General features: G+C 53.3%; 18 protein-coding genes, 2 tRNA genes, 1 rRNA gene and 1 pseudogene. 13 read left to right on the top strand and 9 right to left on the bottom strand.

Translation table 11 applies throughout. From position 1 onward, the window contains the following. The 3 genes from rrf to dkgB form a co-directional block, all read left to right on the top strand. Positions 1 to 111: ribosomal RNA gene (gene rrf, locus ACPUC7_RS23215) — 5S ribosomal RNA — on the top strand; the annotation flags it as partial. A gap of 101 nt (positions 112 to 212) precedes the next feature. Beyond that, positions 213 to 289, top strand: a tRNA-Asp gene (locus tag ACPUC7_RS23210). A gap of 168 nt (positions 290 to 457) precedes the next feature. Continuing rightward, positions 458 to 1,261 carry a 2,5-didehydrogluconate reductase DkgB gene (dkgB, locus tag ACPUC7_RS23205; RefSeq protein WP_494924714.1) on the top strand — a complete coding sequence of 268 codons (804 nt, stop codon included), beginning with the start codon at positions 458 to 460 and terminating at the stop codon, positions 1,259 to 1,261. 13 nt (positions 1,262 to 1,274) lie between these two features. On the opposite strand, the gene yafC is transcribed toward dkgB, so the two are convergent. Then, positions 1,275 to 2,183 (bottom strand): DNA-binding transcriptional regulator YafC, encoded by a 909-nt coding sequence (yafC, locus tag ACPUC7_RS23200; RefSeq protein WP_494924713.1) that lies wholly within the window; start codon positions 2,181 to 2,183, stop codon positions 1,275 to 1,277. Between the two features lie 100 nt (positions 2,184 to 2,283). Between yafC and ACPUC7_RS23195 the strand changes: the two genes are divergently transcribed. Further along, the gene (locus ACPUC7_RS23195) at positions 2,284 to 3,462 is read left to right on the top strand and encodes an MFS transporter (RefSeq protein ID WP_494924712.1); all 1,179 of its coding nucleotides are present in this window, start codon (positions 2,284 to 2,286) and stop codon (positions 3,460 to 3,462) included. Between the two features lie 148 nt (positions 3,463 to 3,610). Further along, positions 3,611 to 4,414, top strand: coding sequence for an endonuclease/exonuclease/phosphatase family protein (locus ACPUC7_RS23190; protein WP_343554467.1), 804 nt, complete (start codon positions 3,611 to 3,613; stop codon positions 4,412 to 4,414). 157 nt (positions 4,415 to 4,571) lie between these two features. On the opposite strand, the gene mltD is transcribed toward ACPUC7_RS23190, so the two are convergent. Together mltD and gloB are read right to left on the bottom strand one after the other, a co-directional pair. Next, a complete protein-coding gene (gene mltD / locus ACPUC7_RS23185; protein WP_494924711.1) occupies positions 4,572 to 5,942 on the bottom strand; it encodes a murein transglycosylase D in 1,371 nt (456 codons plus the stop codon). A 71-nt stretch (positions 5,943 to 6,013) separates the two neighbouring features. Continuing rightward, entirely contained in the window at positions 6,014 to 6,769 is a 756-nt protein-coding gene (gene gloB, locus ACPUC7_RS23180; RefSeq protein WP_494924710.1) for a hydroxyacylglutathione hydrolase, read from the bottom strand. A 40-nt stretch (positions 6,770 to 6,809) separates the two neighbouring features. Between gloB and ACPUC7_RS23175 the strand changes: the two genes are divergently transcribed. After that, positions 6,810 to 7,544 carry a class I SAM-dependent methyltransferase gene (locus ACPUC7_RS23175; RefSeq protein ID WP_494924709.1) on the top strand — a complete coding sequence of 245 codons (735 nt, stop codon included), beginning with the start codon at positions 6,810 to 6,812 and terminating at the stop codon, positions 7,542 to 7,544. Here ACPUC7_RS23175 and rnhA read toward each other — a convergent pair. Continuing rightward, positions 7,529 to 8,096: pseudogene (gene rnhA, locus ACPUC7_RS23170) on the bottom strand (ribonuclease HI). The gene ACPUC7_RS23175 and the pseudogene rnhA overlap by 16 nt on opposite strands. On the opposite strand from rnhA, the gene dnaQ reads away from it, so the two are divergent. Continuing rightward, on the top strand, positions 8,050 to 8,781 hold the full coding sequence (gene dnaQ / locus ACPUC7_RS23165) for a DNA polymerase III subunit epsilon (RefSeq protein WP_494924708.1): 732 nt from the start codon (positions 8,050 to 8,052) through the stop codon (positions 8,779 to 8,781). The pseudogene rnhA and the gene dnaQ sit on opposite strands and share 47 nt — an antisense overlap. 134 nt (positions 8,782 to 8,915) lie before the next feature. Then, positions 8,916 to 8,992: transfer RNA gene (locus tag ACPUC7_RS23160), tRNA-Asp, on the top strand. A 157-nt stretch (positions 8,993 to 9,149) separates the two neighbouring features. Here ACPUC7_RS23160 and ACPUC7_RS23155 read toward each other — a convergent pair. Next, positions 9,150 to 10,643 (bottom strand): NCS1 family nucleobase:cation symporter-1, encoded by a 1,494-nt coding sequence (locus tag ACPUC7_RS23155; protein WP_494924707.1) that lies wholly within the window; start codon positions 10,641 to 10,643, stop codon positions 9,150 to 9,152. 145 nt (positions 10,644 to 10,788) lie between these two features. Here ACPUC7_RS23155 and ACPUC7_RS23150 point away from each other — a divergent pair, with 145 nt between their 5' ends. From ACPUC7_RS23150 to puuE, 3 genes are read left to right on the top strand one after another with little or no spacing between them, the layout of a single operon-like run. Next, positions 10,789 to 11,511: a GntR family transcriptional regulator gene (locus ACPUC7_RS23150; protein ID WP_494924706.1), complete on the top strand. Its 723-nt coding sequence runs from the start codon at positions 10,789 to 10,791 to the stop codon at positions 11,509 to 11,511. Beyond that, positions 11,505 to 12,239, top strand: coding sequence for an allantoin racemase (gene hpxA / locus ACPUC7_RS23145; RefSeq protein ID WP_494924717.1), 735 nt, complete (start codon positions 11,505 to 11,507; stop codon positions 12,237 to 12,239). The genes ACPUC7_RS23150 and hpxA overlap by 7 nt, the downstream gene beginning before the upstream one ends. A 35-nt stretch (positions 12,240 to 12,274) precedes the next feature. Beyond that, positions 12,275 to 13,234, top strand: coding sequence for an allantoinase PuuE (gene puuE / locus ACPUC7_RS23140; RefSeq protein ID WP_494924705.1), 960 nt, complete (start codon positions 12,275 to 12,277; stop codon positions 13,232 to 13,234). 91 nt (positions 13,235 to 13,325) lie between these two features. On the opposite strand, the gene hpxZ is transcribed toward puuE, so the two are convergent. From hpxZ to ACPUC7_RS23120, 4 genes are read right to left on the bottom strand one after another with little or no spacing between them, the layout of a single operon-like run. After that, the gene (hpxZ, locus tag ACPUC7_RS23135; protein ID WP_494924704.1) at positions 13,326 to 13,709 is read right to left on the bottom strand and encodes an oxalurate catabolism protein HpxZ; all 384 of its coding nucleotides are present in this window, start codon (positions 13,707 to 13,709) and stop codon (positions 13,326 to 13,328) included. A gap of 2 nt (positions 13,710 to 13,711) precedes the next feature. Next, entirely contained in the window at positions 13,712 to 15,109 is a 1,398-nt protein-coding gene (locus tag ACPUC7_RS23130; RefSeq protein ID WP_494924703.1) for an AtzE family amidohydrolase, read from the bottom strand. Next, entirely contained in the window at positions 15,106 to 15,291 is a 186-nt protein-coding gene (gene hpxX / locus ACPUC7_RS23125; protein ID WP_494924702.1) for an oxalurate catabolism protein HpxX, read from the bottom strand. Before hpxX ends, ACPUC7_RS23130 begins: the two co-directional genes overlap by 4 nt. Before the next feature lie 12 nt (positions 15,292 to 15,303). Continuing rightward, positions 15,304 to 16,890 (bottom strand): gamma-glutamyltransferase family protein, encoded by a 1,587-nt coding sequence (locus ACPUC7_RS23120; RefSeq protein WP_494924701.1) that lies wholly within the window; start codon positions 16,888 to 16,890, stop codon positions 15,304 to 15,306. Between the two features lie 121 nt (positions 16,891 to 17,011). Here ACPUC7_RS23120 and hpxU point away from each other — a divergent pair, with 121 nt between their 5' ends. Then, entirely contained in the window at positions 17,012 to 17,851 is an 840-nt protein-coding gene (hpxU, locus tag ACPUC7_RS23115) for a MurR/RpiR family transcriptional regulator HpxU (RefSeq protein WP_494924716.1), read from the top strand. Positions 17,852 to 18,044: 193 nt separating this feature from the next. Then, positions 18,045 to 18,830 (top strand): transporter substrate-binding domain-containing protein, encoded by a 786-nt coding sequence (locus ACPUC7_RS23110; RefSeq protein WP_494924700.1) that lies wholly within the window; start codon positions 18,045 to 18,047, stop codon positions 18,828 to 18,830. The last annotated feature ends 3 nt before the right edge of the window (positions 18,831 to 18,833 follow it).

Here is an 18,833-nt window from a genome sequence, read left to right as displayed (position 1 = left end):
CGGCTTTAGCGCGGTGGTCCCACCTGACCCCATGCCGAACTCAGAAGTGAAACGCCGTAGCGCCGATGGTAGTGTGGGGTCTCCCCATGCGAGAGTAGGGAACTGCCAGGCATCAATTAAGACACGTTATCGTGTCGTGACCATCCCGGTGACATGGGAAGGGCGAAACACCTGAAATCAGAACAGTTTTCTGAATTCAGTACAGAATCGGTGGAGCGGTAGTTCAGTTGGTTAGAATACCTGCCTGTCACGCAGGGGGTCGCGGGTTCGAGCCCCGTCCGTTCCGCCACTTAATTGATAAGCCCTGACTGAAAAGTCAGGGCTTTTTCATGCATAAAATTTCATTGATATTGTTGATATAAAATCAATATTCTTCTGCTTATAAGCGGATTTTTCAGCAACAATAAACCTGCCAGAATGCTTCCCATCGAACATAATGCTATACGATGAGGAAATCATGACAATCCCCGCCTTTGGTTTAGGTACATTCCGTTTACAAGACGATGTTGTAATCCATTCAGTTAAAACAGCTTTGGAGCTGGGTTACCGCACAATTGATACCGCTCAAATCTATGAAAATGAAGCAGCTGTAGGGCAAGCGATCGTAGAAAGTGGTATCGCGCGCAGTGAGTTATTTATTACCACCAAAATCTGGATCGAAAATCTTTCGGCAGAAAATTTAATTCCAAGTTTGAAAGAGAGCCTGAAAAAACTGCGAACAGACTATGTTGATCTGACGCTGATCCACTGGCCTTTACCGGGTTCAGCAATATCAGTCAAAGAAAGCATGCGTGCATTGATGGCAGCAAAAGAGTTGGGCCTAACCCGGCAGATTGGCATTTCAAACTTTCCAATAGCCTTGATGAAAGAAGCGATTGATGCGGTAGGCGTCGAGAACATTGCGACCAACCAAATTGAGCTGCATCCATTCCTGCAAAACCGCAAGGTTACTGAGTTTGCTAAGCAACAAGGTCTGCACATTACCTCCTATATGACGCTGGCGTATGGCGAGGCGCTTAAAGATGACGTCATTATTGCCATCGCAGATAAGCACCAGGCTACCCCTGCTCAGGTTGTTCTGGCGTGGGCGATGCAACTAGGTTATGCCGTAATTCCATCCTCAACCAAACGTGAAAATCTCAGCAGCAATATGGCAGCAATCGAACTAAAACTGGATGAAGACGATATGGCAAAGATCGCCAGCCTGGATCGTCAGCAGCGTTTAGTTAGCCCGGAAGGCCTGGCGCCAAACTGGGATTAACTTTTTCCTCACATCAGCCCTGCATTTGCCAGGGCTGATCTTTTACCCATTCACTCAGAAAATCTATAAACGCCCTAACACGTTGGCTTACCCCTAAATCGCTGTAGTAAACGGCATTAAAAGGCATTTCAACCGGAATGCTTTGCTCAGCCAGCAACTCAATAAAAGTGCCATCTGCAATCTCTTTATTCACCATAAAATCAGATAGACACGCAATTCCTTGATCACCTAAGCACAACTGCTTCAAGGTTTCACCGCTGTTCGAAGATATTCCCGGCGTAATATCATATAGATCACCATTGTTATCGGCGACCGGCCAGCGATTTAACCGCGGCGTCTCAACAAAACCAAGACATTGATGTTGCGCGAGATCGGCAACAGACGTTGGTATGCCAAATTCCGCCAAATAAGCCGGTGTAGCGACAAGCTTGCGATAACTAATAAACAGCAAACGTGCTCTTAATGACGAGTCAGTTAAATTGCCAACGCGAATCGCCACGTCGACTTTGCGCTCAATCAAATTGATAAAACTCTCGGAGGAAATCAGTGAAAGCGTGACGTTAGGATAGCGTTCACGAAACGGTTTAATCATTGGCAGCAACAGATGCAAAACCACTGGAGTTGCGGCATCAATACGCAGCACACCCTGTGGCGTCATTTGCCGAGCAATTAACTCGCTCTCTGCTGTAGACATCTCTTGCATCAATTTTTGCACGCGACGAAAGTAATGCTCACCTTCTTGTGTCAGCGCCAGCTGGCGCGTGGTACGGGTTAACAGCGCCACGCCAAGTTTATTCTCAAGCTTCTTTACCGTACGACTTACTGCTGAATTTGCCATTTGCAACTGCTCGGCCGCACGACTAAAGCTGCCGCTCTCAACCACAGCGATAAACACTTTCAACTCATCAGACGATGCTTTCATTATCCCTCCCAAAGCAAAAGTCTATTGCCACTTTGCATCTTTTTGTCATTAAAGCATGAGGCAATACTAGCGCCCATCAAAACTTTCATGGGAGTCAATCATGCCACTTGCACTTTGGGCGCTGACCATCAGCGCGTACGCAATCGGTACGACAGAATTTGTTATTGTCGGCCTCATTCCAACTATCGCTGAACAACTCAGTATCACGTTACCCTCTGCGGGGATGCTGGTGTCGATTTATGCGCTCGGTGTTGCCGTTGGCGCGCCGGTATTAACGGCGTTAACTGGAAAGCTCGCACGTAAGCAGCTTCTAATGGGATTGATGGTGTTATTTACCATCGGCAATTTGGTTGCCTGGTTGGCACCGAATTACGAGACGCTCGTCATAGCCAGGTTGCTGACCGGGCTTGCACATGGCGTCTTCTTCTCGGTCGGTTCGACGATTGCAACTAGCCTGGTCAGCAAAGAAAAAGCGGCGAGTGCTATTGCAATTATGTTCGGCGGCCTAACCGTCGCGTTGGTCACTGGCGTACCGTTAGGAACGTTAATTGGGCAGCATTTTGGCTGGCGTGAAAGTTTCCTTGCGGTCTCGCTGCTGGGCGTGATTGCATTAGTGGCGAGCCAATTGCTTATCCCACGCAATATCCCTCAACCTTCTGCCACAACGTTGGCACAACAGGCGCGCGTGTTGATCAATCCCCGCCTGTTACTGATCTATGCCATTACTGCGCTAGGTTATGGCGGCGTATTTACTGCCTTCACCTTCCTTGCGCCGATGATGCAGTCATTAGCGGGTTATTCGCCGACCGCTGTTAGCCTGATTCTACTGGGATACGGTGTTTCGGTGGCGATAGGTAATATTTGGGGCGGAAAGTTGGCGGATCGCCACGGTGCGGTTCGTGCGTTGACGCTGATCTTTATGGCTCTGGCAATATTGCTCATGGTGTTCCAATACACCGCAAGTATGCACTTGATGTCGGTGATAACCGTCCTGCTGATGGGCATCTTCGCCTTTGCCAATGTGCCGGGGTTGCAGGTTTACGTGGTACAGAAGGCTGAACAGTCTGCGCCCGGTGCTGTTGACGTTGCATCAGGTCTAAATATTGCCGCATTTAACATTGGGATTGCGCTGGGATCTACCGTAGGTGGCTATATTGTTGAACATTATGGTTTGGCACAAACTCCGTGGGTGGGCGCCATCATCGTGTTTGCCGCATTATTGCTGGTAAGAATGAGTGGCCAACTCGATAAGCCTCAAGCTGCAATAGTGATGGAATAACACGCACAACGGCTTGCCGATTGGCTGGCTGTTGCAGCGTTATGCTGTGAGGCGAATTCCGACAATCAAGATCATCAATTGAAACCCCGCACTAAAATCCCTATAACAGTCAGGTGAAGTACGAGTCGTAAATCAGCCAGGCGGGAAAGTGCGGAAAAAAACTTATTCAATGCGTTATGTAGCAGGCCAGCCAGCCGAGCGGATCTTTCCGCCGGTGGCAATGCTGCATCTTGGACAGGCATTGCCGCCTGGCGCACCTTTGCCAGCAGACCCCACGCTGCGGGTTTTGGTCTGGAACATCTTTAAGCAGCAACGTGCCGATTGGATGTCGGTGTTGCAAGGTTTTGGTAAAGATGCCCATTTGGTATTGCTGCAAGAAGCGCAGGCTACCCCTGAATTGGTCAAATTCGCCACCAGCAACTATCTGGCGGCCGATCAAGTTCCCGCGTTTGTGTTACCGCAACATCCTTCCGGCGTCATGACGTTGGCTTCTGCGCATCCTGTCTATTGCTGCCCATTACGCGAGCGCGAACCTTTGTTGCGTTTAGCCAAATCCGCGCTAGTCACTGCTTACCCATTGCCGACCGGTGAAATGCTGATGGTGGTGAATATCCACGCGGTGAATTTCAGTTTGGGTGTGGATGTGTACAGTAAGCAATTGGGCCCGATTGGTGAGCAGATTCAGCATCATCGTGGTCCGGTGATCATGGCCGGTGATTTTAACGCCTGGAGTCGTCAGCGCATGAACGCCCTATATCGCTTTGCCAGAGAGATGTCGCTGCGTGAAGTGAACTTCACCGATGATCATCGCCGTAAAGCCTTTGGCCGGCCGCTGGATTTCGTCTTCTACCGCGATATGAAAGTCAGTGAAGCGTCGGTGCTGGTGACGCGTGCTTCCGATCACAATCCTCTGCTGGTTGAATTCAATTCTGTTTATGGCATCGGGCGCTGATTTACCTAAATAGCGTTCGCTTAGCCATCTTGCTGCAACCAAAATTGTTATTAAGGATAGTCACGCGTTGGGCTTTTTAAGCCTAAAGAAGGGGAGTGCAGAATTCTCAGAAAGGAGAAAATGAAAAAGGCTGACAAAAGTCAGCCTTTTCGGGGCATTAGGTATCAGGTGTTGCGCTATTATTCACAAACAGCGTGAGCTTGTCGCCCGGCTGAATGTCTTTAGCGTCACTGTTCCAGCGCATCACGTCTTTGGTATTCACACCATGACGTTTCGCAATACTGGCAAAAGAATCACCCTTACGTACACGATAGGTGATGCTGTTGCCGTTATCAGCCAACTGCGTTGCTTTGCCGCTCACGGTCAAAGTCTGACCGGTTCGAACTGAAGCGCTGCGCAGATTGTTCTGCTGTTTCAGTGTACTGACGCTTACGCCAAGCTTGCTGGCAATACCAGACAAGGTGTCACCTTTGCGTACCGTGTAGCTGTTTCCTGCCGCGCTGACTTTCGCCATCTCGGTAGGCTGCACGGAGGCGATATCACCGGAAGCCAGTGAATCACGCAACTTAGCAACGTTGGACTTCGGCACCATAATGTAGTGCGGTCCATTTGGCGCTGTAGCACCGTTTTTATAACCGGCGTTGAATGTCTTCAGCTTGCTGAGCGACATACCGGCCATATCTGCGGCCTGCGTCAGTTCAATCTGCTGTCCCACTTCTACGCGAGCTAATGCACGGCTCTCGTTCGGTGTTGGCAGTTTGATACCGTAACGCTTGTTGTTCTTGAGAATTTCACTCAAGGCCAACATTTTAGGAACATAAACCGTGGTCTCACGTGGCAACGATAAACTCCAGAAGTCAGTCGGCTTACCGCGCGCCTTATTCTGTTTCATCGCTTTCAATACACGTCCTTCACCGCTGTTATAGGCCGCAATGGTCAGTAACCAATCGCCGTCAAACATACCGTTCAGACGCTGCATCATATCCAGCGCTACCTTGGTCGAGGCCACCACATCGCGGCGTCCGTCGTACCATTGGTTCTGTTTCAAACCATAGTTTTTGCCCGTTTGTGCAACAATCTGCCAGATGCCAGCGGCATTCGCAGAAGATGTTGCGTGTGGGTCAAAAGCGCTCTCCACTATGGGTAGCAGTACCAGTTCCATCGGCATTTTACGTTTCTGTATCTGCTCGACTATCCAGTACATGTACGGCTCTGCCCGTAATGTTACATCGTGGAGATAGCTCTTATTTTTTAAAAATTTTGTTTTTTGTTCGCGGATCCGGCTGTTTTCCGGAATCCCCATCTTCAACTCGTCACTAATGTGATTCCAGAGATCAGTATCTTCTGCGAGGCTTGTTCCATCATCCTGCCATCGCGGCGACAACAATCGATCTCCGTACTTTCCATTTTCACCTTGACCAGCTGAAGACAAGCTCTGTGCATGCTGTACGGGGATATTGGCGTCATTCCTTGATGCCTGACATCCTACCAGCAAGACCGAGGCGAGTAATATCGCTTTAGCCTTCATGTGTGTGTCAATAGTTCGCTTAAAAGACGAGCAACTATACGTGACGGTCCAACACAACACAACCTCAAATATCAAAAGCGGTCTTTCTTCTCGCGTAGATCGGCAAAAGTTTGCCATAACGCTGACGATGGAACATTAGTGCCTAAAGCCTGTTGTAAATCAGCGTCTTGCGTGCGTAAAAATAAATTTATTTCTCGCTCTAATGCCAATTTTGTGGGCAAAGTAATGCGATTTTCTGCGCGTAAGTCCTTAATTTGCTGATACCTTGCCAAAATTTTAGGGTCATGGGGCAGAATAGCCGCAGCAAACTTCATATTGGATAAAGTGTACTCATGCGCACAGCAAATGAGGGTGTCTTCAGGAAGTTGATTAAGCTTTTGAAATGAATCGAACATTTGTTCGGCAGTGCCTTCAAATAAACGTCCGCAGCCGCCAGAAAACATCGTGTCTCCACAGAAAAGATAAGGAGAACTGAAATATGAGATATGTCCTAAAGTGTGACCAGGTGTTGCGATGACACGGAAATTTAGCCCCAGAAGGGTAAATTCATCACCTTCAGCCACGATGCGCTGTGCCCCTTTATCTGCAGTTTCTTGTGGACCGAAAACCACCAAGTCAGGGAAGTGCTGCAACAGCTCATTCACGCCGCCAACATGATCGTGGTGATGGTGTGTCAACAAAATCGCCACCGGTTGCCAGCGGTTTGCCTTAACTTTATCCAGTACCGGCTGGGCCTCACCGGGATCGACAATCAGACAATTATTGTCCGCGTCCGTCAGTGTCCAGATGTAGTTATCCTGCAATGCGGGAATGCTGGTAAGATTCATAAACACCTCTCAGGTCGTAGAAAAAGGAAAATGGTAGAGCATGAAGCCGGCTAAAACACGCCAAATCCTGACTGCACCGCGCTCCTGGCGTGATATGCCAATGGGAGACTATTTTCGCGACGCACTAACCCAGCAACTGCAACCGTACCTCGGCAAGCTGTATGGCTTTCATATGCTTAAACTGGGTAGCCTCAGCGCAGAAATCAATACCAGCCAGTGTGCCATATCGCATCAAGTGAATGTGGGCAATGAGGGCGATGAGTTGCAGGTGATTGCCAACACCACGCAATTACCCTTTGAATCTAAATCGATTGATGCCTGTTTAATGGCGCACACACTGGCGTGGAGTCAGGATCCGCACCGCGTATTACGCGAAGTCGATCGGGTATTGATCGACGATGGCTGGATGATCATCAGCGGCTTTAACCCGTTTAGTTTACTCGGGATCAGCAAAGGCATTCCGGGTTTGCATTCACGCGCGCCGTGGAGTGGGCGGATGTTCAGCCAGGTGCGTCTGCTCGATTGGCTAGGCTTGCTGAATTATGAAGTGGTGTATCGCACGCGTTTTCAGGTGGTGCCATGGCATCGGCAGGGCGGGAAAGTCATTAGCGCGCATTTGCCGGCATTGGGCTGCCTGAACATTGTGGTGGCACGTAAACGCACGTTCCCGTTAACGCCCACCAAAATGAAGAAGAACATGAGTCAATCGCAACTGCGCCAAACGGTGAACGTTACGCGCCAGTTCCGTGAAGTGAAGGATCAGGATTCAACCTGATAGCCGATATCATCCAGTGTTGGATTGCCTGCCGCGCTGCGTGCCAGTTCGTCGCAGCGTTCGTTTTCAGGATGTCCGGCATGGCCTTTCACCCATTCCCACTTGATCTCATGCGTGCTGAGCGCTGAGTCGAGGCGTTTCCACAGATCAACATTCTTCACCGGCTTTTTATCGGCGGTTTTCCAGCCACGTTTCTTCCAGTTGTGAATCCAACTGGTGATGCCTTGGCGCACATACTGGCTGTCGGTGCTGAGCACCACTTCGCACGGCTGCTTGAGTGCTTCAAGTGCCACAATTGCCGCCATCATTTCCATGCGGTTGTTAGTGGTGAGACGATAACCGGTACTGAACACTTTTTCATGCGCGCCATAACGTAAAATGGCGCCGTAGCCGCCGGGGCCGGGATTACCGAGGCACGATCCGTCGGTGAATATTTCTACCTGTTTGCGCATCTCTGGTAGACTTCCTTCTGACAAAACGCCAAGTCTGACATAAAACAGGTCCTATGAGCACTGCAAATAACCGCCAGATCGTCCTCGATACTGAAACCACCGGCATGAACATGATCGGTGTGCATTATGAAGGACATCGCATCATTGAAATCGGTGCGGTTGAAGTGATCAACCGTCGCCTGACCGGCAACAACTTCCACATGTATCTGAAGCCCGATCGGCTGGTGGATCCGGAAGCGTTCGGTGTTCACGGTATCGCCGATGAATTCCTCGCGGATAAGCCGATGTTCTCGGATATCGCCGATGAATTCCTCGAATACATTCGTGGCGCAGAACTGGTAATCCATAACGCATCGTTCGATATCGGCTTTATGGATTACGAATTTGGCATGCTAAATCGCGGCATCGGCAAAACCGACACTTTCTGTCAGGTCACCGATAGTCTGGCGATGGCGCGAAAAATGTATCCCGGCAAGCGCAACAGCCTGGATGCCTTGTGTAACCGCTATGAAATAGACAACAGCAAACGTACGCTGCACGGCGCACTGCTCGATGCTGAGATTCTGGCTGAAGTATTCCTCATGATGACCGGCGGGCAAACCTCGCTGGCGTTTTCGCTGGATGGTGAGCAGAACAATCAGGACGGCAGCGAAAATATTCAGCGCATTGTGCGTCCTAGCTCTGGCTTGCGCGTAGTAAGCGCCAGTGATGAAGAGATTATTGCGCACGAAGGCCGCTTGGATTTAGTGCAGAAGAAGGGCGGCAGCTGCCTGTGGCGTATCTAAAACGGCTGATTTTGCGTGTAAAATCGTCGGTGAGATGAAAAAAGCGCCAAACGAAACATTCCCACAGAAAAAGCGTTGACGAGTGATGAAGCTGCCATTAATATGCGCCTCGTTCTCGACGGGGAACAAAGCGCGGAGCGGTAGTTCAGTTGGTTAGAATACCTGCCTGTCACGCAGGGGGTCGCGGGTTCGAGCCCCGTCCGTTCCGCCAATCTATTTAAGAAGCCGATGCAGAAATGCATCGGCTTTTTGCTTTTTAAGGTTTCGCTCGGCCTCAATGCTCTCGCCGAACCGCCCCTTCTCACGCATGCGGGAGAAGGTCGGGATGAGGGACAGCGCGCACGATCCCTCACCAAACCCATATCCAATCAATCTTTCTGCACCGCCACTGCACCGCGATAGGCCGTTGCCACTTCTTCACGATCGGCGCGCGCCAACCAGCGATAACAACCCGCACCCAACGCCACGCCGATAAACCAGCTAAAATTCGCCACTGCATGCAGCGAAGGAATAAAGCTGATCACCAAACCAATACCCACTGACGGCAGCAGCGCGGCAATCGCTTTCGGGTTGAAGCCACCGCGATACCAGTAACGACCTTTTGGTGTGTCATCAAACAGATCGTCAACGTACACTTTGCTGCGTTTAATCAGATAGAAATCAGCAATCAAAATACCGAACAACGGTCCAATAAACGCACCCAGCACATCCAGCGTGTAGTGAATCAGTTCCGGTGACTGGAACAGGTTCCACGGCGTCAACAGCACGGAACCAACCGCTGCAATCATCCCGCCAGTGCGGAAACTGATTTTCTGCGGCGAGCAGTTAGAGAAATCAAACGCGGGAGAAACGAAGTTCGCCACGATATTGATGCCGATGGTGGCGATAATCATGGTCAGCAGGCCAATCGCCACCGCCACATCGTTGCCGACCATACTCACAGTCTCAATCGGATCGGTAATCATGCGGCCGAACAGCGATTGCGTACCCGAGACGATCACCACGGTGACAATCGAGAACAGCAGGAAGTTAAACGGTAAGCCCCAGCGGTTGCCGCGACGAATTTCGCCCATGCTTTTGCCGTAGCGCGAGAAGTCACCAAAGTTAAGCAGCGGGCCAGAGAAGTAGGAAACCACCAGCGCGGTGGCGGTGATCATCTGCCAGGTTTGTTCACCGGTGCTCAACTGCTTGCTGGCAAGGGTAAAGGAGATACCGTCAAAACCGGTTTTGTATACAATCCAGCCGGCCAACGCCACCATCACCACATAAACGGCCGGACCGGCGACATCGATGAAGCGTTTAATCGCGCTCATGCCGTGCCAGAACACCATCGCCTGCAACAACCACATCAAACCGAAACAGCACCAGCCCAGTTGCGACAGGCCAAGCCAGCTGGTCTGCGTCATACTGCTTAATGAAGGGAAGAACTTCAGCAGCACCAGCATCAGCGCGTTAGCCGCCAGATAGGTTTGGATACCGTACCAGGCAAAGGCGATCAGGCCGCGAATAATCGCCGGGATGTTGGCACCAAACACGCCAAATGCCTGACGTGAAATCACCGCGTACGGCACGCCTGCCATCTGGCTGGGTTTGGCCACCAAATTGGCGCACAGCTGCACGATGCAGATGCCGACCAACAAGCACAGCAGCACCTGCCAGCTGGCCAATCCCAACGTAAAGAAGCTGGCGGCCACCACATAGCCGCCCATGCTGTGCACGTCCGACATCCAGAAAGAGAAAATGTTGTACCACGACCAATTCTGGTCGCGCGTTGGCGCCAGATCCTCGTTGCACAGACGTGGACTGTATTGCGCGTTGGCTTCAGATGCCCCCGCAGAGGTCACTTCAGAATGATTTGGCATGAAACCTGCTCCTCTCTACAACATGGAAGAATAATCACAGCGTGAAACGGTATTGCAGGATCCAGGCCAGAATTGATTTCTTGTATACAAAAAATTAATTTCACGTATACGATGTGCAGCACACAGACACTTACCGGAGCAGGTAATGAAGAGTGAAACAGGCCAGAAAACGGCTGCTGATCTGAATGATAGAGACGAACCCATCTACCAGGCGCTGCTGACCGCGATTGTTGAGCATCAGTTGCCGCCGGGCAGCAAATTGCCAGAAGAAGCGCTTTCCGAAGTGTTTGGCGTCAGTCGCACCGGCATTCGCAAAGTGCTGCAACGCCTCGCCGCGGTGCAAATGATCACCTTGTCGCCCAGACGTGGTGCACAAGTGGCGACGCCGGGCGTGGATGAAGCCCGCGATATCTTTGCCACGCGCAGTTTATTGGAGTGTGCCAACTTGCCTGCGGTGCTCAGTCATCTCCAGGCGCCACATTTAGCCGCGCTCAGCAGTCTGATTGAACAAGAGCAGCAGGCGCACCAGCAACACGATGGCGCGGCAGCGATTCGCCTGTCAGCTGCTTTTCATATTCAGTTGCAAGCCATCTCCGGCAATGAAGTGCTCACCGATATGGTGACGCGCCTGACGCAGCGCTCCTCGCTGGTGATTGCCGCGTATGGCGCGCCGTGGCAGCGCGGTTGCCGTTGCGATCACCACGATCGGCTGGTGGATCTGTTGCGAGACAAGGATCTGCCGGGTTTGACTGCCGCATTGCAGCATCACTTTGAACACATTGTTGCCAGCCTGCACTTTGAGCGCAGCGGCGAGACTTTACCTGATTTTTCCCGGTTATTTGCCGGTCATAAAGAGGCGGCATCATGAGCGTAATTCAGGTGATCAATCCCAACACCAGCGTGGCGATGACCGAAACTATTGGCGCTGCCGCACGCGCGGTCGCTGCGCCTGGCACGGAGATTTTGGCGGTGTGCCCCAGCCACGGCGTGGAATCGATTGAAGGCCATTTCGATGAAGCGATTGCGGCAATTGGCGTGCTGGAGCAGGTCAAACGTGGCAAACAGCAAGGCGTTAGCGGCCACATCATTGCCTGCTTTGGCGATCCCGGCTTGTTGGCGGCGCGCGAACTGGCAAGCGGCCCAGTGATTGGTATTGCGGAAGCCGCGATGCACACCGCAACGCTGGTGGCGACGCGCTTTTCCATCGTCACCACCTTACCGCGTACCTTGGTAATTGCGCGTCATCTGTTGCAGCAATACGGCTTCACAAACCATTGCGCCGCGCTGCATGCCATTGATCTGCCGGTGTTAGCGCTGGAAGACGGCAGCGGCGTGGCGCAAGAGAAAGTGCGTCAACGCTGTATACAAGCCAAACGTGAAGATGGCAGCGGGGCGATTGTTTTGGGCTGTGGCGGTATGGCCTCGCTGGCGCAGGAGTTGACCAAAGAACTGGGTTTACCGGTGATCGACGGCGTAAGTGCCGCAGTGAAAATGGTCGAGTCACTGGTGGCGTTGGGCTTTGGTACCAGCAAACACGGCGATCTCGATTATCCATTGCAGAAACCGCTCAGCGGGGCATTTCAGCACCTAAACTAAGTGCTGGTTGAGGACTGAACACAGGAACTTGCAGAATGAATGATGTATCTGAAAAGAAAGAGTACAGCTTCAACAAAAACTACCCACGCGATCTGATTGGTTATGCCAATCAGCCGCCGCATGCTAAATGGCCGGGCAAAGCACGCGTAGCGGTGCAATTTGTCCTCAACTATGAAGAGGGCGCGGAGAACAACGTGCTGCACGGCGACGCCGGTTCCGAGCAATTTCTTTCCGACATCATCGGTGCAGCCAGTTACGCCGACCGCCACATGTCGATGGATTCGCTGTACGAATACGGTTCTCGCGCCGGCTTCTGGCGCATCCACAATGAGTTTCAAAAACGTGGCTTACCGCTGACGGTGTTTGGCGTTGCGATGGCGTTGGCGCGCCATCCTGAGATTGTTGCAGCGATCAAAGCCGCCGATTACGACGTGGTTAGCCACGGCTGGCGCTGGATTCATTATCAAGCGATGGACGCCAAAACCGAACGTCAGCATATGCAGCAAGCGGTGGACGTGTTGACCGATCTGTTTGGCAAAGCGCCAACCGGTTGGTACACCGGGCGCGACAGCCCAAACACGCGCCGTTTGGTGGTGGAGCAGGGCGGATTCAGCTACGACAGCGACTATTACGGCGATGATTTACCGTTCTGGACGCAAGTCACTTGTCAGGACGGCACGGTAAAACCGCACCTGATCATTCCCTACACGTTGGAGTGCAATGACATGCGCTTCGCCTCGCCGCAAGGTTTCAACACCGCGGAGCAGTTCTTTGTCTATCTGCGCGATACGTTTGATGTGTTGTACGAAGAAGGGGAAACTGCACCGAAGATGATGTCGATTGGCATGCACTGCCGTTTGTTGGGGCGTCCGGGTAAATTCCGTGGGTTGCAGCGTTTTCTCGATCATATCCAGCAGCACGAGAATGTGTGGGTGTGTACTCGCCAGCAAATCGCCGATCACTGGATGAAAACCCATCCGGCACCGAGCGCGTAATCCCTGCTCCCGCGATTCTCTCCACCGAATCATTCCCTCTCCCACTTGTGGGAGAGGGCTAGGGTGAGGGGCAGCACGCACCCAACCCAACCTAACTCATCAAACTCACCTGCGCCGCCACAATCCGCCAGCCGCACGGCAAGCGCACCCACGTCTGCTGTTGACGTCCAATCTTCTCCACCCCTTCACGCGTAAACTCGGTGCTGCACACCGCATAATCATCGCCAAAGGTCGTAATCACCGTGTTACGCAACTCACGATCCAACCCTTTCGACGGACGCGCAGCGCGAAACGCGCGGATCTCATCAATGCCATACAAATTCTCTCCGGCACCCAAACGCACGGTGCGCTTGTCATGCCAAAATAATTCATCCAGTACCGCGACATCATTACTAATAAGCGCTTGCTCGTAGCGATAAAAGGCGGTAGTCACTTCGGCGAGAATCGCCGGGCGATCAATATGTTCAGGCGTCATGTTCATGCATCCATTAAGGTGATTTGTGGCAGCGTCAGCCCTTGCTGTTGCAGCGCCCACGCGGCGCGCAGTGCCAGATGTTCTTTAAACGGTGCGGCGATCAGCTGCAAGCCAATCGGCAAACCGTTAGCCGTTTGCAGCGGCACGGTGCACACCGGCAAGCCAAGGAAGGAAATTGGCTGGGTCAGCATGCCCATGCTGGCGCGCGTAGGCAAATCCTGGCCGTTGATATGAATGGTTTCCTGGCCGATGGTGGTCGCCGTGCACGGTGTGGCGGGGGCAATCAGCACATCAAAGTGCTCAAACAGCGGCAACACTTGCTGCTGGAAATGGCGGCGGAAGCGTTGCGCCTGCACGTACCACGCCGAAGGCAACATCGCGCCAGCTAATAACCGTTCGCGAGAATTCGGTTCAAATTGTTCCGGTTGGCTGCGTAGCAACGGCAAATAGTGATTGCCGCCTTCCGCCGCCGTCATGATAAACGCGGCCGAACGGGCGATTTCAGCATTCGGCATCGTCACTTCTTCAGACGCTTCCAGCGCTTTAGCCACCATCGCCACCGCCGCATGGGCTTCATCGCTACACCATGTCGAGAAGAAACCGCCCAACACCGCGCTGCGTATGCCTTGTGTGCCTTTACTCAACTCATGGCTCACCGGCGCAATGGGTTGTGCTGCCTGAAAAGCATCGCTGGCATCGGCACCTTGCAAGGTGTCATATACCAGGCTCAAATCCTCCACCGAGCGGGCAAACGGGCCGATGTGATCGAGGCTGGCGACAAACGGATGGCTGCCGCTGCGTGATAGACGGCCAAAGGTCGGTTTTAAACCAAAGATGCCGCACAACGAAGCGGGCACGCGGATCGAACCATTGGTGTCGGTGCCAAGGGAAAAATGCACCAAACCCGCCGCCACCGCCGCAGCTGAACCGCCAGACGATCCGCCCGCCACACGGCTCAAATCGCGTGGGTTGTGTGTGGCGCCGTAATGGGTATTTTCAGTGGTGAAGCCGTACGCGTAGGCATCCATATTCAGCATGCCGGAAAGCAATGCGCCGGACTGACGCAATTTGCTCACCGCCCACGCATCTTCGCGCGCCACGGCGCGTTCGCTGAATAAGCTGGCACCGGCCAGCGTGCTGTGCCCGGCGACATCAAACAGATTTTTCACCGCGTAAGGAATACCGGCCAGCGGCGGCAAGCTTTCACCGCGCTGGCGCTGCTGATCGATCTGTTCAGCTTCGCGCAGCATGCGTTGCCCGGTGACTTCGGTCCAGGCATTGATCGCCGGATTATGCTGCTCAATCGCCGTTAATGTGGATTGCGCGATATCGTGCGCGCTGATCTCGCCCTGGCTCAGCGCTTGCTGAAGTTGCGTAATGGATAATGACGACAGTTTCATGGCTGGAACACTCCCGCCACTTCCAGACGATCGTCGAGCGGCAGCGCCATCAGCGGCCCTGCCATCGCCGCAATGCGGTTGAACTGCGTCAGCAATTCGGCACGGCGCGAATCATCCAGTTCCAGCGCCAGAATCTGTTCCATTTGGGCGATGTAGGTGGCCCAATCGACGTGTTTATTCATTGTCACTCTCCATTAGAAACCGGCGGCGCTGCCGTTGCTGCGCGGATCAAATGCGCCTTCCAGCATGCCGTTGTTGTGTCTGACGATTGCCCCCGCATGGCCGACCACTTCGCTGAAATCAGGCAGCAGCTCAACCTCATGACCGAGCGCGCGCAGTTGCTGCACGGTTTCCGGCGCAATACGGGCTTCGAGTTTGAGCGAGTCAGAGGATTGTCCCCACGTGCGACCAAGCAACCAACGCGGCGCGCTCACCGCTTGTTGCAGCGACATGCCTTGAATCACGTGACGGGTGAAAATCGCCGCCTGGGTTTGCGGCTGGCCGTCGCCGCCCATCGATCCATATACCATGGTGCGCCCATCTTTCAGGCGTGCAGCGGCGGGATTGAGCGTATGGAACGGTTGCTTGCCCGGTTGCAGCGTCAGTAAATGATCGGGTTGCAGGCTGAATGCCGCGCCACGGTTTTGCCAGGTAATCCCGGTGCCGGGCAGCACCACGCCGCTGCCGAATTCATGGTAGATGCTTTGGATGAACGACACCGCCAAACCGCTGCTGTCCATCACACCCATCCACACCGTATCGCCTGGCCCACGTCCAGTACCCCATGGCGCGGCTTGTTGATCGTCGATTTTTGCCGCCAGCGAACCGAGGTGATCGGCATCCAACAGGCTTTGCACGTCAATATCAATATGGCGCGGATCGGTGATGTGTTTATCGCGCAGTGCGAAGGCTTTTTTGGTGGCTTCGACGATGCGGTGCACGGTTTGCGCTTCATCGGCGGCGGCCATATTCAGGCGGTCGGTAATGCCGAGGATCGCCAATGACACCAAACCTTGCGTCGGCGGCGTCATGTTCCAGATATCGCCCTCACTGTGCGCCAGATGCAGCGGCGTGCAGCGGCGTGCACGCTGGTTCTGCAAATCTTCCAGCGTGATCGGCATACCCAGCGCGGTCATTTCACGCGCTAAATGGTGCGCCAGTTCTCCGCGATAGAAACTCTCTAAACCTTGATCGCACAACAGGCTCAGCGTATTCGCCAGCGCCGGTTGGGTGAAACGGCTGCCCGCTGCGGGCACATTGCCATCCGGCAAATAAGTGGCGGCAAAGCCAGGCTGATGCTGCAACTCGTGCTGCTTGGCGGCAGTGGCGGCGGCTTGCGAGGCGGTGACCGGAATGCCGTCGGCGGCATAGCGAATCGCATCCCGCAGCAGACGCGCCAGCGGCAACGGTGCGGCACCGAGTTCCTGCGCCAGCGTTAGCGCTTCCTGCCAACCGCTGACGGTGCCCGCCACGGTTAACGCGGCTTTAGGACCGCGATGCGGAATATGTGTTTCGCCGTGATAGAAATCGAGGTGCGCCAGCGAACCGGCGGCACCACTGGCATCAATGGCAATCGGATCGCCATTGGGTGGCACCACCAACCAAAAGCCGTCGCCGCCTAAACCGTTCATGTGCGGATAAACCACGGCGATGGTAGCTGCGGCGGCTACCATGGCTTCAATCGCATTGCCGCCTTCGCGTAACACCGCTAAAGCGCTTTCACTGGCAAGATGATGCGGCGCGACGGCCATGCCTAATGGCGCCATATTGCTCTGTATCATAGGGAACTCTTTTTCTGGGTACGTGGTTGAGTGAAAGCAAGAGCTGTTCCAGTTTTGGTCGGACATCAATCTGGATCGATTTATGCTAGCTTGTGGTGAAACGAAAGTTACAGGACCGATGATGAAACAACTTGATGAACGCCTTCGTAGTCACTATCCGCAGCTATCGCCGCAGGAGCAGCGTATTGCCGACTTCGTGTTTGACCATTTTGATGACCTGATCAGCTACAACAGCGCCGAGTTAGCGCGGCTGAGCGGTGTCTCGAAGGCCACGGTCAGCCGGTTGTTTAAGCGCCTCGGTTACGAGAAATACAAAGACATGCGCGATGAACTGCGCGTGCTGCGCCAAAGCGGTATGCCGCTCACCGATAACCGTGATGCAGTGCAAGGTAACACCTTGTTATCGCGCCACTATAAGCAAGAAATGGCGAACTTAACGCAATGGGTAAACAGCATCGATCCGCAGCAATTTGGTGAAGTGATTACGGCGATTGGCACGGCAAAGCGGGTATTTATTATCGGCATGCGCAACGCCTATCCGGTGGCGCTGCACCTGCGCCAACAGCTGATGCAGGCGCGTGCGCAGGTGCATGTGCTGCCGCAGCCAGGCCAGACACTGGGTGAAGAGCTGGTGGATATCACGCCCGAAGATATTGTGGTGGTAATGGCGTTTCGCCGTCGTCCACGCATCATCCGTCCGCTGATGCAGCAACTGCAACACAGCAACATTCCGGTGCTGGCGCTATGCGAGCCGCAGGCGCAGGGCATCATCACCTTAGCGCGCTGGCAGCTGTGCGCGCCGCTGGACAGCGTTTCCGCTTTTGATAGCTATGCGTCGGCCATGAGTTTGGTTAACTTGCTGGCCAACGCTTTACTGCATGAAATGTTGTCGCAGGGCCGTCAGCGCATCCATCAAATCGCCGATCTTTATCAACATCTCGATGAGCTGGAACACCGCTAACGGGCGCCATTATGGTGCATTGCACCGTTATTGATCGTTAACTGCAACGGGCGCAATGCCCGTTTTTTCTGCCTGAAACCTCATAAATCATCGTTTTTCACCCTTTCTCTCCTCGCTACAGCGGTTGGCACATTAGTTGCAAATCGATTCATCAAGAATCTTTCGTTTCACGTTTAACTCACCGGGGTGCATAATGAAAAAAGTTTTATTGGCGGTAGCAGGCGCGGCATTGCTGATGGCGCAGGTTGGTAGCGCGATGGCCGATCAGTTGCAGGATATCCAGAAACGCGGCGTGATCCGGGTTGCTGTGCCACAAGACTTCCCACCGTTTGGTTCAGTGGGCACCGATTTGCAGCCGCAGGGCTACGACATCGACATGGCGAAGTACCTGGCAAAACAGATGAAACTGAAGTTGCAGCTGGTGCCGGTTTCCAGTGCTAACCGCGTGCCATATCTGCAAACCGATAAAGTCGATCTGGTGATCTCCAGCATGGGCAAAAATGCTGAACGCGAGAAAGTGATCGACTTCAGCCAGGCTTACGCGCCGTTCTTCCTTGGCGTATTTGGTCCGAAAGGTGAAACGCTGAAAGATGCTGCCGCGTTGAGCGGTAAATCCATCGGCGTAACGCGCGGTGCAGTAGAAGACATGGTGTTGAGCGATATCGCACCGAAAGATGCGCAGGTGAAACGTTATGAAGATAACAACACCACGCTGTCAGCCTATCTGTCAGGACAAGTGCAATATGTCGCCACCGGCAACTTAGTGGTGGCCGCGATTGCGCGCCAGAACGCGGAAAAAGCGCCGGTTGCCCAGTTTATGCTGAAAGATTCACCGTGCTACATCGGCTTGAAAAAAGATGAACCAGCGCTGAAAGACAAAGTGAATGCGTTGATTGAGCAAGGCATCAAAGATGGCACGCTGAACAAGCTGTCGGAAGAGTGGTTGAAAGCGCCACTGCCAGCTAACCTCGGCGCATAACAT

The sequence above is a fragment of the Pantoea sp. CFCC18179 genome, from assembly GCF_059412405.1.
This window is presented reverse-complemented; position numbering and strand designations above follow the sequence as displayed.

Excerpts from the sequence above, each read along its gene's own strand:
- ACPUC7_RS23155 (WP_494924707.1), bottom strand. The coding sequence starts at position 10,643 with ATGCCAAATCATTCTGAAGTGACCTCTGCGGGGGCATCTGAAGCCAAC.
- ACPUC7_RS23150 (WP_494924706.1), top strand. The coding sequence starts at position 10,789 with ATGAAGAGTGAAACAGGCCAGAAAACGGCTGCTGATCTGAATGATAGA.
- hpxU (WP_494924716.1), top strand. The coding sequence starts at position 17,012 with ATGAAACAACTTGATGAACGCCTTCGTAGTCACTATCCGCAGCTATCG.
- ACPUC7_RS23195 (WP_494924712.1), top strand. The coding sequence starts at position 2,284 with ATGCCACTTGCACTTTGGGCGCTGACCATCAGCGCGTACGCAATCGGT.
- dkgB (WP_494924714.1), top strand. The coding sequence starts at position 458 with ATGACAATCCCCGCCTTTGGTTTAGGTACATTCCGTTTACAAGACGAT.
- ACPUC7_RS23120 (WP_494924701.1), bottom strand. The coding sequence starts at position 16,890 with ATGATACAGAGCAATATGGCGCCATTAGGCATGGCCGTCGCGCCGCAT.
- ACPUC7_RS23175 (WP_494924709.1), top strand. The coding sequence starts at position 6,810 with ATGAAGCCGGCTAAAACACGCCAAATCCTGACTGCACCGCGCTCCTGG.
- gloB (WP_494924710.1), bottom strand. The coding sequence starts at position 6,769 with ATGAATCTTACCAGCATTCCCGCATTGCAGGATAACTACATCTGGACA.
- mltD (WP_494924711.1), bottom strand. The coding sequence starts at position 5,942 with ATGAAGGCTAAAGCGATATTACTCGCCTCGGTCTTGCTGGTAGGATGT.
- dnaQ (WP_494924708.1), top strand. The coding sequence starts at position 8,050 with ATGAGCACTGCAAATAACCGCCAGATCGTCCTCGATACTGAAACCACC.
- hpxZ (WP_494924704.1), bottom strand. The coding sequence starts at position 13,709 with ATGACGCCTGAACATATTGATCGCCCGGCGATTCTCGCCGAAGTGACT.
- ACPUC7_RS23110 (WP_494924700.1), top strand. The coding sequence starts at position 18,045 with ATGAAAAAAGTTTTATTGGCGGTAGCAGGCGCGGCATTGCTGATGGCG.
- hpxX (WP_494924702.1), bottom strand. The coding sequence starts at position 15,291 with ATGAATAAACACGTCGATTGGGCCACCTACATCGCCCAAATGGAACAG.
- puuE (WP_494924705.1), top strand. The coding sequence starts at position 12,275 with ATGAATGATGTATCTGAAAAGAAAGAGTACAGCTTCAACAAAAACTAC.
- yafC (WP_494924713.1), bottom strand. The coding sequence starts at position 2,183 with ATGAAAGCATCGTCTGATGAGTTGAAAGTGTTTATCGCTGTGGTTGAG.
- ACPUC7_RS23130 (WP_494924703.1), bottom strand. The coding sequence starts at position 15,109 with ATGAAACTGTCGTCATTATCCATTACGCAACTTCAGCAAGCGCTGAGC.